13 protein-coding genes are annotated in these 12,796 nt (G+C 66.3%); 4 read left to right on the top strand and 9 right to left on the bottom strand.

The window, feature by feature from the left end; translation table 11 throughout:
* Window positions 1-112 precede the first annotated feature (112 nt).
* Window positions 113-1,666, top strand: a complete 1,554-nt coding sequence (locus ACAG25_RS14725; protein ID WP_370489199.1) for an HNH endonuclease signature motif containing protein — start codon at window positions 113-115, stop codon at window positions 1,664-1,666.
* Between the two features lie 48 nt (window positions 1,667-1,714).
* On the opposite strand, the gene ACAG25_RS14720 is transcribed toward ACAG25_RS14725, so the two are convergent.
* From ACAG25_RS14720 to ACAG25_RS14680, 9 genes are all read right to left on the bottom strand, one after another.
* A complete protein-coding gene (locus tag ACAG25_RS14720; protein WP_370489198.1) occupies window positions 1,715-3,142 on the bottom strand; it encodes a carboxylesterase/lipase family protein in 1,428 nt (475 codons plus the stop codon).
* Window positions 3,139-3,645: a VOC family protein gene (locus tag ACAG25_RS14715; protein WP_370489197.1), complete on the bottom strand. Its 507-nt coding sequence runs from the start codon at window positions 3,643-3,645 to the stop codon at window positions 3,139-3,141. The genes ACAG25_RS14720 and ACAG25_RS14715 overlap by 4 nt, the downstream gene beginning before the upstream one ends.
* A 1-nt stretch (window position 3,646) precedes the next feature.
* Entirely contained in the window at window positions 3,647-4,891 is a 1,245-nt protein-coding gene (locus ACAG25_RS14710) for a DUF1214 domain-containing protein (protein ID WP_370489196.1), read from the bottom strand.
* Window positions 4,891-6,042 (bottom strand): sulfotransferase, encoded by a 1,152-nt coding sequence (locus tag ACAG25_RS14705; protein ID WP_370489195.1) that lies wholly within the window; start codon window positions 6,040-6,042, stop codon window positions 4,891-4,893. Before ACAG25_RS14705 ends, ACAG25_RS14710 begins: the two co-directional genes overlap by 1 nt.
* The gene (locus ACAG25_RS14700) at window positions 6,039-7,163 is read right to left on the bottom strand and encodes an LLM class flavin-dependent oxidoreductase (protein ID WP_370489194.1); all 1,125 of its coding nucleotides are present in this window, start codon (window positions 7,161-7,163) and stop codon (window positions 6,039-6,041) included. The genes ACAG25_RS14705 and ACAG25_RS14700 overlap by 4 nt, the downstream gene beginning before the upstream one ends.
* A 62-nt stretch (window positions 7,164-7,225) precedes the next feature.
* Complete coding sequence (locus tag ACAG25_RS14695) at window positions 7,226-7,480, bottom strand: DUF3297 family protein (RefSeq protein WP_370489193.1); 255 nt, start codon at window positions 7,478-7,480, stop codon at window positions 7,226-7,228.
* Window positions 7,481-7,691: 211 nt separating this feature from the next.
* Window positions 7,692-8,090 (bottom strand): DUF302 domain-containing protein, encoded by a 399-nt coding sequence (locus ACAG25_RS14690; RefSeq protein WP_370489192.1) that lies wholly within the window; start codon window positions 8,088-8,090, stop codon window positions 7,692-7,694.
* Between the two features lie 23 nt (window positions 8,091-8,113).
* Complete coding sequence (locus ACAG25_RS14685; protein WP_370489191.1) at window positions 8,114-8,383, bottom strand: metal-sensitive transcriptional regulator; 270 nt, start codon at window positions 8,381-8,383, stop codon at window positions 8,114-8,116.
* A gap of 60 nt (window positions 8,384-8,443) precedes the next feature.
* A complete protein-coding gene (locus ACAG25_RS14680) occupies window positions 8,444-9,073 on the bottom strand; it encodes a rhodanese-like domain-containing protein (protein ID WP_370489190.1) in 630 nt (209 codons plus the stop codon).
* Between the two features lie 168 nt (window positions 9,074-9,241).
* Here ACAG25_RS14680 and ACAG25_RS14675 point away from each other — a divergent pair, with 168 nt between their 5' ends.
* From ACAG25_RS14675 to ACAG25_RS14665, 3 genes are read left to right on the top strand one after another with little or no spacing between them, the layout of a single operon-like run.
* The gene (locus tag ACAG25_RS14675) at window positions 9,242-10,621 is read left to right on the top strand and encodes a rhodanese-like domain-containing protein (protein WP_370489189.1); all 1,380 of its coding nucleotides are present in this window, start codon (window positions 9,242-9,244) and stop codon (window positions 10,619-10,621) included.
* A gap of 32 nt (window positions 10,622-10,653) precedes the next feature.
* Window positions 10,654-11,427, top strand: a complete 774-nt coding sequence (locus ACAG25_RS14670; protein ID WP_370489188.1) for a sulfite exporter TauE/SafE family protein — start codon at window positions 10,654-10,656, stop codon at window positions 11,425-11,427.
* 19 nt (window positions 11,428-11,446) lie between these two features.
* Window positions 11,447-12,793 carry a rhodanese-like domain-containing protein gene (locus tag ACAG25_RS14665; RefSeq protein WP_370489187.1) on the top strand — a complete coding sequence of 449 codons (1,347 nt, stop codon included), beginning with the start codon at window positions 11,447-11,449 and terminating at the stop codon, window positions 12,791-12,793.
* Window positions 12,794-12,796: the final 3 nt, after the last annotated feature.

The raw sequence follows: 12,796 nt of genomic DNA, 5'->3' as shown, positions 1-12,796 counted from the left end.
ATGATGAAATCGTCCTCGTCTCGTAGTTCGGAGCGTTCAGTAGCGCGGTACTGCGATATCGACGTCCGTGCGTCGAGATGGCCGGTGAGCCACAGGATTTGTCGGTGGTCGAATGTATGTTCGAAGTGTGTCGGGTGAGGATCTGCGGGCCGCGGTCAGCGCGCTGCGTGCGGCCTTCGACGCGGTCGCCGCGTGTGAGGTGGACCTGCTGACCCGCCACGAGCTGCTCGAGGCGCTCGACGACCTGGAAACCCTGTCCTGTCAGCTGCCCTCGGTGGGGCATCGGCTGCTGGCGCGGTTGCAGACCGAGGCCACCCCGCAACAGCTGGGCGCCAAATCCTGGAAAGAAGCGCTGACGGTGCGGTGGCGCATCTCCGGCGGTGAAGCCTGCCGGCGCCTCGGCGAGGCCGCGGTGCTCGCGCCGCGCCAACCCTTGAGCGGTCCGGCGCTACCGCCGGTGCTGCCGGCCACTGCGGTTGCCCAAGCCCGCGGGCTGATCAACGCCGAGCACGTCGCGGTCATCCGCGCCGCGATCGCCAAACTGCCCGGCTTCGTCGATGCCGCAACCCGGGAACGCTTCGAAATGGATCTGGTACGTAACGCCGTCGGGGTCGGACCCAAAGAGCTCAAAGACAGTGCCGCGCTGACCTTGTTCCTGCTCGACCAGGACGGACCCGAACCCGACGACACCGACCGCGCCCGCAAACGCGGGATCACGAAGTGCAAGCAGGGTTCCGATGGGATGACCGATCTGTCGGCGACCCTGACTCCGGAGGCGTGGGCGGTGTTGGAGGTCATCTTCGCCAAGTTCGCCGCCCCGGGCATGTGTAACCCCGACGATCCGCAGCCGTGCACCTCAGGCACACCGTCGCAGGCCCAGATCGACAACGATCACCGCACCCTGGCCCAGCGTCGCCATGACGCGTTGGTCGCCGCCGGGCGCATCGCCCTGATGAGCGGGCAACTCGGTCAGCTCAACGGGCTGCCGGTGTCGATCATTATCCGCACCACGTTGCAGGATTTGGAGTCTCGGGCCGGGGTCGGCACCACCGGCGGCGGCACCGTCATCCCGATCAGCGACGTGATCCGGATGGCCGCCCACGCCAACCACTACCTGGCGGTGTTCGACCGCGCCACCGGCTCAGCACTGAACCTGTTCCGCGCCAAACGGGTCGCCACCCCCGCCCAACGGATCATGCTCATCGCCCGCGACGGCGGCTGCACCAAACCCTGCTGCCCCGTCGGGGCCTACGGCTGCCAGGTCCACCACGCCCACGCCGACTTCGCCCACGGCGGCAACACCAACGTCGACGAAAACGGCCTGGCCTGCCCACCGGATAACCGCAGCGTCGAACAAGGCGGCTGGACCACCCGCATGAACGACCGCTGCGAAGTCGAATGGATCCCCCCACCCGGCCTGGATACCGGCCGAAACCGCATCAACTACTACCACCGCCCCGAACGACTCCTCCGCCCACCCGAAGAACCCGAGTTGTGGAGCGAGAACGATGCTTCGGCGACCGACGATGCCGATGCAGCGGTTGATTCGGCGTGCAGCGACTCAGAAAACGTCCCGCCGCGCGACGACCCGGAATCCGGTGTCCCACCGCGCGATGACCCCGGCGAACCAGGCGGACCCGCACCACCCGACAACCACGTGGCCTGACGGCCCGACTACCACACCCGAACCGCACCCGGGTGCGGCCCGAACACGCTACCCGTACGCGGGATAGCGGTTCTCCCAGATGGCGAGTTGCTCTGCGCGATGCGCCCGCACGACAGAGGATTCGGGGCCGAGCAGCATGGTCGGACCGGCGGCATGGTTGTAGCGTTCCCACGGCTCTCCCCCACGGATGAAGTCCAGCCACAGCCCTTGGACGACATCGGACATGCGGCGGGCTGCCGCGTCGGTACCGGCGAGCACGGGCGCCGCGTCCAGGTTTCCGAAGACCAAGGGCAGACAGGAGTCGTGGCAGGACCCGAATCCTGGTCGCGGCGAGGGCCATTGCAGTTCGTAGCGAAACACCGGATTACCGCGCTCGGCATGTGCGCGGACGAACTGTTCGGTCGGCGCGGTGAAGTGGTAGTCGGTGACCATCGCGCTGGCGACGTCCCGCAGCGCAGCGTGGTCGGCCCGGTAGGTCTCCACGACCGCGTCGGGGTCGCGTGCGTTGCCCGCAAGTGCCCATGCTCGGTCGCGCACGTACTGCTCGGTGAAGACGTCGTCGTCGAGTGCGGCGTCGAAGATCCGCCATTCGTCTCGGGTGGTACCAGCGAGCACGGGGACCGCCGGCATGGCGCGAGAGCGTGCAACCACCAATGGGTGTTCGGCGATGAGGTCGCCGTCGATGCATGGGTGAAACGGGCCTTGCGGCGGCACGAAGCCAGGTTCGATACCGCGCTGGGCGGCAAGGATTTCCTCGACGGTCGGTTCACCGGCACGGAGGATGTTGAGCCCAGCGGCGACGGCAGCGGCGGCCTCCGTCGAGCGGACGCGTTCCAGTCCGCCACTCTGCAGGATCACGCGGTCGAAGAGTTCGCTACCCCCGGCCAGTAGAGCCGAGATCGCGATTGCGCCGGAGGACTGCCCCGCCACCGTGACCGCATTCGGGTCCCCACCGAAGGAGCCGATCTCCTCGCGCACCCAGGACAGCGCCTGCCGTTGGTCGCGCAGCGCCAGGTTGGTGGAATCGGGGCCGTGCCATTCGGGTGCGTACAGCGAACCCAGCACACCGAGGCGGAAGTTGATCGTGACCACGACGATGTCGCCACGGCGGGCCAGGCGTGCACCGTCGAGAAGCGGCGCAGACCCATGTCCCTGGGTCTGTCCGCCGCCGTGCAGGAACACCAGGACGGGCCGGCGTCCGTCGTCGGCTGCGGGGGTCCAGATGTTGAGTGTGAGGCAGTCTTCACCCATGGTGAGGCCGCGCTTGGTCAACCGTTCGACGGAGATGTCCTGAGGGGCGATCGGCCCGAATGCGGTGGCGTCGCGCACGCCGGGCCAGCCGGCCACGGGTTGCGGTGGACGCCAACGATGTTCGCCGGTCGGCGGTGCTGCGTACGGGACACCACGGAAGACGACGACGCCGTCGCCGGGATCACCGCGCAGCGCGCCGTACGTGGTGTGCGCGACGGGGATCACGCGCGCTCGATCAAGGGGAATTGCCGTCCCATCTCGCCGTTGAGCACCTGGGTCATGAAGTCGCGGCCCTTGAAGCTCACCACTTCCACGCGCAGCCCGGTGCGGGGGTCGCGCAGGTACGCCACGCCGGCGCCGGTGCGCTCCAGCTCCCACCCGTCGTCCTGCAGCCGTGCGACGTCGTCGCGCCAGCGTTGTGCGTAGTAGCCGACATGGTGCATGCCGCCCAGCTTCGGTTCGGCGAAGATCGAGTCGGCGACATCGACGACCTCGATGAGTTCCAGGTAGGGCGGACCGGAGGCGGAGAACGCGATGCGGACCGACTGGTCGTCGGTGGAGCCGTCCGGACGGGTGAAGCCGCTGCGCATTTCGAACGGCGGTGCCCACGTGATCTGCATGGCGCCGGCGAGTGTCTGCATGGCCGCCAACAGGTTCGGGACGAGGTGGCCGACGTGGTAGACGTTGTCGAAGGCCGACGCGGCGAGCGTCTGGAGTTTCGGGTCCATGTCAGATCCTGTATCTGCGGCGGATGGCATCGAAGCGTTCGTGCAGCTGCGCAGCCCGTTCCTCGGGCGTGACGCGGCGAGTATCGGAGGGCAGGACGTCGTCCAGGTCGGCGTGGCGGACGACGGAGGTGCTGACGTCGGGCAGCTGACGACTTCCGATGACGCGCATCGTGAGGTAGCCCTCGCTGAAACCCTGGGTGTCGATCCAGTTGTTCACACCAGGGTCTTTGTGGGCCAGCACCATTCGGACACGCCCGTCCGAGTCGACCGACGATCTGCTCGGCGTGTAACTCACCGGGCGGTACAGATAGTCCATGCTGTTCCAGAACGCGCCCATGTTGGTCAGCATCCAGAATTCGCCGTCGTCCGGGAACTCGAGAATCAGCGATTCGTCCGGACCGAGACGCCACGGCATCGTCACGATGAGCCGGCCGCGGCGCGCATCCCGTTGTTCGGCGGTGCCGGCGAAACGTACGCCGGGAAACACGTTGGGCTCCGGTTCGCCGAACAGCGATCCGATCTGCAGTTCCCGGTCCGGCCAGTCCGTCATTGCCCCGGTCAGGAAGTCCCCGGCCCACCGCATCGACGCGGTCAGGTCCTGCGGTGTCGGTACGGGCCGCGGCTCGTTCATGTCGAGGCGCTCGATGCTGAACTGCGCCGAGCGCTCCGTCCAGGAGTCGAAGCCCTGCCGCATGAACAGTTTTCGCGAACCCGGCGTGGTCGGTAGCCAATTCGGCTCCCGTCGCAGGCCACCGACGTAGAGGACGAAGCTGCCGTCGGCTTCGGTGACCAGGTCGTCACCGGTGATGTTCGCCTCGGGGGTGTCACCGAAGGGTTCGTGCAGATTCGGGTGATCGGCGCCGTAGTACACGTCTTCCTCGGGCCGCGGACCTTGGACGGTGAAGTTGATGAAGCGCGCCGTACCCCGGTTACCGGCGATGCGGTACGTCGATTCGCCGTCGATCCAAGCCTGCAGATAGACGAAATCGGCGTTGTCGCCGCCGAGCTTGCGGGTCGGTCCGCAGAACGGGTGGATCATCGGATAGCGGGTGTTCTTGGTCTCCAGCGCGAGATCAAAGGCTTGGCCGAGGTTCTGCGTCAGATAGCGGAATGCGTCGGCGCGCTGCAGTGCGTTCGCGGGTGAGGTGTCCTTGAAGGCGAGATCCCCTGCGGCCTTGAGCCGCTCGCAGAAGTCGTGCCACCCCGCCCGTAGCGCCTCGTCGTCAGAGGTGTCACCGAAGGCCATCAGCGCCTCGTCTCGATGTCGATGCCGAACCGGTCACGGTAGGCAGCGAATTCGTCGTGCAGCTGCGCCACGGGAACCGGCAGGACGTCGGTGGAGTAGGTGAACTTGCCGTACCGATCGCTGCGGTTGGTGGTGAGGTATCCGCGCATCGCCTTCTCGGTTTCGGCGGTGAACGGTACTCCGGCGAAGTCGTAGAAGCCGCCGATCGTGGCGACCGGGTCGGCAACGAAGTCGCGGTACCGAACGTGATGGATGCGGGGATCGTCGACGAGCGGGTCAGTCAGGTAGGCGTGGAAGTTGGCCCGCGAGCCTTCGATCGTGTCTTTGGCGTACCGGGTCCAGTCCAGGGTTCCGGCGAGGCTCTCGTTGATCTGCCCGAAGGCCACGATCTGGGAAGCGAGCACCTGCACCGGGTCGCGGTGCACCCAGACGATACGGGCATCGGGATAGGTGTCGAAGAGCGCGCGCAGACGCCGTCCGTGAAACCCCTTGAGTATCCATCGCTTCGGCTCTCGGGTGTGCTGGATGTGCTGGAGCATCATGCGGTGCAGCGCGTACTGCGCATGCGGATCCTGCGGGAAGTTCTGAATTGTCAGCGGAACTCGCCACCACGCACTCGGGTTCATCGCGCGGAAGTCGAACGCCCACGTGCGTTCGCATTCAGGTAAGCCGGCGCCGAGTAGGTCGTTGTAGGGGTGGCTGACGATCCACGGTGGGATTCGCTCGAGTATCTCGCGCCAGTCGGCGTCGGCCTGCGCACGGCGGGGGTCGTCGTCGGATGCCAGGCCCGGTGGCGGTGAGGGGTACATGACCTCCCAGAATCGCAGTGCGCGCGACTCCTGGTCCTCGGCGAGCAGGGCGTGCAGCAGCGTCGTTCCTGACCTCGGCTCACCGGTGGCGAAGAGTGGAGCGGTGATCTGTTCGTCCGCGAGCGGAAGGCGTGCGTGGTCGGCGATGAAGTTCAGGCGGCTGGTCAGCAGTCCGTTGATCGTGAGTGCGGCGGCATGCAAGCCACTTTCGTCAAGTTCGGCTCGGTTGAGGCGGTCGACTGCCAGCGCCACGCGCGCGGGCAAGGTGTCATCGCCGAAATCGGTGAGCCCGGTGGATTCCTGCGCATCGGCGATGAGGACGTCGGCGTCCAGTGATGTCATGGCCTACTTCCTGTGAGCTGCAACAGTTCGTCCTCGACCTCACGGACTTTGCGCGCCGACTCGGCGGCGTAGGCCTGCCCGGCCATCCCGCTGTAGTCGAGTATCGACACCACCTGCGCGCCGGCCTCTCCGAAGTCGGCGACCTGTGCTGCGACCTGTTCCGGTGTGCCGTGCGGGACGACGGATAGGATCGCGGCCGGGTCCACCTCGTCGAAGAGTCGCAGCAGCCGCTGGCGGGTCAGTCCGCGCGGGTCGATGTCCTGGATGCCGCGCCAGTGCTCCCCCATCGGGTGTCGGTGACCGGCGGCGGCCAGCGCGTCGGCCGTCAGCTGCAACACCAGCGACTTCACCAACGGTCGTTGCAGAATCTCATCCAGTTCGTCGGGTTCACCTATCAGGCAAACCACCATCTTCGCGGCGGTGATCGCGTCCGGATCCCGCCCGGCCTGTTCGGCCGCCTCCCGGATGCGCGCCAACTGCGCCGCGTACGTTGCGGGTCCGGCACTGCCGGTGGGCCACCAACCGTCGCCGAACTCACCGACCAGCTGCAACATCCGGGGCCCGTTGGCTCCGATCCATATCGGAGGCGGACCGGTACGGTGCAGGTCGGTGTCCAACCGGGCGTGCTCCAGCGTGAAGAACTGTCCGGAGAAGTCGACCGGTCCCTCGCTGTCCCACAGCAGGCGGATCAACCGGATCGCCTCGGCGAAGCGGCTCACCGTGTGCCGATGGTCGAACCCGTACGGGGCCAGGTTCTCGCGTTCACCGGCACCGAGGCCCAGGATGAACCTGCCGTCGGCGAGATGGCTCAGGGTCAGTGCCGACTGGGCCAGCAGCACCGGGTGGCGGCGCGCGGTGTCGAGGACGCTTGTCGCGAGCCGGGTGCGCCTCGTACGCGCCGCGACCGCGCCGGCGAGCGCGACGGTGTCCAGGTATCGGTGCGGCGACGGCGATACCTCGGCAAGGTCGGTGAACTCGGGCGTCCAGATCGAGTCCGGCCAGAAGCTCACGAGGTGATCCGGCAGCCACAGCGAGTGGTAGCGACCGTCATCCAGGGCGTCGAGCCGGCCGAGGTCGAGCGGCATCGTCGTCCGGTAGAACGCGGCCAGCTCCAAGGGCATGCAGCGCAAGCTACCCGAGGATCAGCGGCTGCGTCCCCAAATTGCTGTGCGTCTGCTCAGCGCTAGTCCGCCTGGCGGAAAAACGGTTCGACCGTGCCGGTGAGCTTCACGACCATGGGATTCCCGCGGCGATCCCTGGCGGGCACCTCCACGCGCACCCACCCCTCAGCCACGTTGTACTCGTGGACATTGGTCCGCTCCACGCCGTTGAAGCGAATGCCGACGTCGCGCGCGAGCACCTCTTCGCTGAAGAACGGACTGTTCGGGTCGATGGAGAGGTGATTCGGCGGAACGTCGGTGCTCTGGTCCTCGGACATGATGGCTTTCGGTAGGCGGCAGGTCGATCGCTGTGAACCTACCCGACGCAAACCGCGTGAGCGATTGCCGTGAAATCGTCGGCGTGCACCAGACGTCCTCAGCGCACTCGACGCGTTCGCCACGCGGGCCGGGCAACGCAACAGCCAGTTCGACTGGCCTCCGTCGTGACTGCCCCGTCACTTCGGAAAATTGCGCAGCGCGCGTCTGCGGTCAGGCCGTCAACGCCGCAATCGCGGCCTCGAGCTTCTCCCCCACTTCTCGGGCGACGGGCTGTAGTGCAGGGTCCTCGGTCACGTCGACGAGCAGTTGGGGGTTCATGGCCTCGACGAGTGTGGTGTCCGGGTCGTCGGGGTCGCTGCGCACCACGACGTTGCAGGGCAGCAGCAGGCCGATCTGGCGGTTTGCACTGACCGCGCGGTGGGCGAGCGGTGGGTTGCACGCGCCGAGGATCAAGTAGTTCTCCATATCCTCGTCGAGCTTGTTCTTCAGGGTCGCTTTGACGTCGATCTCGGTGAGAACTCCGAAGCCCTGCTGGGACAACGCTTCTCGGGTACGAGCAACGGCGTCGTCGAATGACGTCTTCAGGCTTGTTGCGAGCGCGATGCTCATGGTGACTCCTTTGTCATCGTCGGTCAGGCCAGCGCGAGGAACAGTTTCTCCAGTTCGGCTTCGGTCATGGGCTTGTCGGCGCCGGACGACTCACCGGCCAGGCATTCCCGCAATCCGGTGGCGACAATCTTGAACCCTGCGCGGTCGAGCGCACGGGAGACGGCCGCCAGCTGTGTGACGACGTCTTTACATTCGCGTCCTTGCTCGATCATCGAGATGACGCCGGCGAGTTGGCCCTGCGCCCGGCGCAGCCGGTTGAGGACCGCATCGATGGCTTCTTGGTCGCCGACCATGGTGTTCCCTTTCGTTGCAGCTCCAGCGAGGTTACCCGAGGGGGTATGACGCATACTTGGTCAACGGTTCCGCCCTTGCGGCGATTCCGTCGGTGCGACCGCAGATTCGGCGTCCCCCTTGCGGTCCGGCGCCAGCTGGTCCACGATCGTCGCGGCATCGCAGACGACGCCCCTGCGGTTGTAGGGAAGCCGCGCCAGCAGCATGCCCATGGCGCAGGTGTTCGTCAGCGCGGCGACCGTGAGACCGGCGCCGATCGCGAAGGCCACCCATTCGAGGTACGGAACAAAGACGCTGCCGAGCACACTCACAGCGACGATGAGGCCGGCGACGAGGCGCACCTGGCGCTCCAGGTCCCAGCGCTGGGCCCCGCGGTTGAGGGCGAACCCCTGCGCCTCCCAGCCGGTGATGCCTCCGTCGAGGAAGTGGACGTTCGTCAGACCAGCTCCTCGCAGTGCCTGCTCGGCTTGGGTGGCGCGCTGCCCCGAGCGGCAGATCAGAACGACATGTTGATCCAGGTGCCCGGCGATGTCGTTGCGATGCTCCCGCAGCAGATCGAGCGGCACGTTGTAGGAGCCGTCGATGTGGAGGGTCTCGAACTCAGCCGGAGTGCGGACGTCGACGAGGCGGGGCGGATGAGGCGAGGCGAGTAGTTCTTGCAGCTCGACGGCGGTGACCGTGGACGTTGCCATGAGGCGGGACTCTCCTGTCGGTTGTCTGATTTATACCTATGGGGGTATGTTGGAGCATACCCGCAGGGGTATCTATCGTCCAATCGGAATAAATACCCTAGGGGGTATTGTCGAGATGTGGCGGGCGACCGAACGCAGAGCCCCGCAACGGACTGAAAGGAACCGTCGATGATTCTCGAGCAGTACTACATCGAATGTCTGTCACACGCGTCGTACCTGGTCGGCGATGAGACCACCGGGCGCGCGGTGGTGGTCGATCCGCGTCGCGATATCAGCGAGTATCTCGCCGACGCGCGAAGGTTCGACCTCACGATCGAAGGGGTCATCAACACACATTTCCACGCCGACTTCGTCTCCGGACACCTGGAACTGGTCGATGCGACCGGCGCGTGGATCGGGTTCGGTGAGGCTGCCGAAACCGATTACCCGATCCGCAGGCTGGCCGACGGAGAACATCTGTCCCTGGGTGAGGTCGACCTGGAGATCCTCTCGACGCCGGGGCACACCTGGGAATCGATCAGCCTGCTGGTGCGAGAGCGGTCCGGCGCCGATCCGGTCGCCGTGCTCACCGGCGACTCGCTGTTCATCGGCGACGTCGGCCGACCGGACCTGGTCAACATCGGCGAGGGCTCCACCACGGATTTGGCGCGGGCGATGTATCGCACCATTCACGACAAGCTGATGACGTTGCCCGACAGTGTGATCGTGATGCCGGCCCATGGGGCGGGCTCGTCGTGCGGGAAGAACCTGTCGACCGAACTGACCTCGACCATCGGGGAACAACGGTTGAGCAACCCGTCAGTCCAGCCCATGCCGCAGGACGCGTTCATCGCGATGCTCACCGCGGGTCAGCCCGCCGCGCCGGCGTACTTCGCGTCCGACGCAGCGATGAACAAGCGGGTGCATCCCCTGCTTCGGCCGGGCCGCACCGTGCCCGAAATGGCCCCGCAACAGCTCCGTGCTGCATTGGATGCCGGGGTGCGCGTCATCGACGCACGCAGTGTCGAGGATTTCGCCGCTGGGCATCTCCGGGGGACGGTGAACGTGGGCTTCGACGGACGGTTCGCCGAAACCGGCGGCATGGTGACCGAGATCGGTGAGCAGATCGCCCTCATCACGTATCCGGGCGAGGAGCAGCAGGCAGCACTACGTCTGTCGCGCATCGGATTCGACGACACCATCGGCTATCTCAACGTGGGCCGAGACGGCCAGTTCCCCGCCGAGCTCGCCGACCTGGTGCAGACTGCGTCTCGCATCACGGTCACCGAGCTGGATACGCTGCTCGCCGACGATACGGTGACACTGATCGACGTCCGCAATCCCGGCGAGCGCGAGGGTGGCGCCATTCCGGGCTCGTTGCACATTCCGCTCGCCCAGATGCGCAACCGCGTCGACGAGATCCCGACCGACAAGGCGATCGTGGTGCACTGCGCGGGTGGTTGGCGCTCCAGTGTGGCCGCATCGTTGTTGCGCGCGAACGGTTTTGGGCCGGCCTCTGATCTTCTCGGCGGGTACAACGCGTGGGTCGACGCTCACGCTGCCGTGTGACACACAGCGATGGAGAAGGGTAGGTGACCCCCATGGCGACCGCACTGGCCCTGGGCCTCGGCGCGCTGATCGGAGTGCTCCTGGGACTACTCGGCGGAGGCGGTTCGATCCTTGCGGTGCCGGCCCTGGTCTACGCCATGGGGTTCGACATCCAACAGGCGATCCCGATCTCGTTGATCGTCGTCGCCGCAGCCTCGGCCGTCGGTGTGCTGCCCAAGATCCGCGCCCAGCAGGTCCGGTGGCGCATGGCCGGCATCTTCGCCGTCGCCGGAATCCCGGCCACGGTTGCCGGTAGCGCCATCAGCGCTCACCTACCCCACGCCGCACTGATGATCGGATTCGCCGTCGTCATGGTGGTTGCCGGCGTTCGCATGCTCACCGAGCAGGGTGACACCGGAACGGCCTGCAAGGTCGAGGCCGGACAGGTGAACTGGCGCCGCTGCGTACCGCGTTCCCTCGGTGCCGGCCTGCTGGTCGGCATACTGACCGGACTGTTCGGGGTCGGCGGCGGGTTTCTGATCATCCCGGCGCTGGTCGTGGTTCTCGGAGTCGAAATGTCCACGGCCATCGGCACTTCGCTGCTGATCATTATCGCCAACTCTGTCGTCGGCATCGGTACGCACCTGCAATCGGTCAGCATCGACTGGAAGGTCACCACCGTGTTCGTCGCCGCCGCGATGGCCGCGTCACTGGTGGCCGGATACTTCGGCACCAAGACCGACACCGCGCGCCTGCAACGCTGGTTCGCCTACCTCGTCTTCGTGGTCGCCACCTACGTACTCGTCGACACCGTCGTTCTCAACTGACACGCACAAAGGAGCAAACATGGACGTCACGATCATCGAAACCTCAGGACTCGGCGACCGTAGCTACCTGGTCACCCACGGTGATGTCGCCGTGGTCATCGACCCGCAACGGGACATCGACCGCGTGCTCATCCTCGCCGAAGAACGCAAGGCACGGATCACCCACGTGCTGGAGACCCACTTGCACAACGACTACGTGACCGGAGGACTCGAGCTCTCGCGCACTGTCGGCGCCGAATACGCAGTGCCCGCAGGTGATGAGGTCAACTACGCCCATCGTCCGGTCGCCGACGGGGACATCATCGACGCCGGGCCGATGCGACTGGAAGTGCTCCACACCCCGGGACACACCCACCACCACGTCAGCTACGCGCTGCGCGACGACACCGACGCAGTCCATGCCGTCTTCACCGGTGGCTCCATGTTGTACGGGACCACCGGACGTACCGACCTCGTCAGACCGGAGGACACCGAGGAGCTCTCGCGCGCCCAGTACCACTCGGTACACAAACTCGCCGACCGTCTGCCCGGAGACACCCCGATCTACCCGACCCACGGATTCGGCAGCTTCTGTTCGGCAACACCCGCGTCGGGCGACTCCTCGACCATCGAGGAACAGCGCGGCACCAACCCGGCGCTCACTCAGGATGAACAGAGCTTCATCGACGAGTTGATGGCCGGGCTGTCCGCCTACCCCGCCTACTACGCCCACATGGGCGTCATCAACCGCGAAGGGCCGGCTCCCGTCGATCTGACGCCGCCGGAGCCGATCGACCCGACGGAGCTGCGCCGACGGATCGACGCCGGCGAGTGGGTGGTCGACCTGCGCGACCGCACAGCGTTCGCCGCCGGCCACCTGCCCGGCACCCTGGGTTTCGAGCTGTCCGGTTCTTTCGTCAGTTACTTCGGCTGGCTCTACGACTGGGGCGCTCCGCTCACATTCATCGGAGACTCCCCCGAGCAGGTCGCCGACGCCAAGCGGGAACTGGTACGCATCGGGGTCGATTGGCTGACCGGCGCGGCCACCGGCGACATCCGAGATCTGAGCGACGGTGACCCACTGGATTCCTACCCCGTGGCCGACTTCGGCGCTCTGGCAGAAGAACTCGCCTCCGGCTCGCTGGCCGTGCTGGACGTACGACAAAGCCACGAATACGACGAAGAGCACATTCCCGGCGCTATCAACACCCCCCTGCACGAGCTGCCGGACCGTTTGGACGACGTACCCACCGGGCCCGTCTGGGTGCATTGCGGATCGGGCTACCGCGCATCGATCGCGACGTCGCTATTGGCCCGCGCAGGAGTCGACGTCGTGCTCGTCGACGACGCTTTCGCCAAGGCCGGGGAGTACGGACTGACCGCCTGAGAC

The sequence above is a fragment of the Mycobacterium sp. pV006 genome, from assembly GCF_041287115.1.
GTDB lineage: Bacteria > Actinomycetota > Actinomycetes > Mycobacteriales > Mycobacteriaceae > Mycobacterium.
The sequence above is the reverse complement of the archived record's forward strand: the minus strand, read 5'-3'. Positions and strand labels throughout refer to the sequence as shown.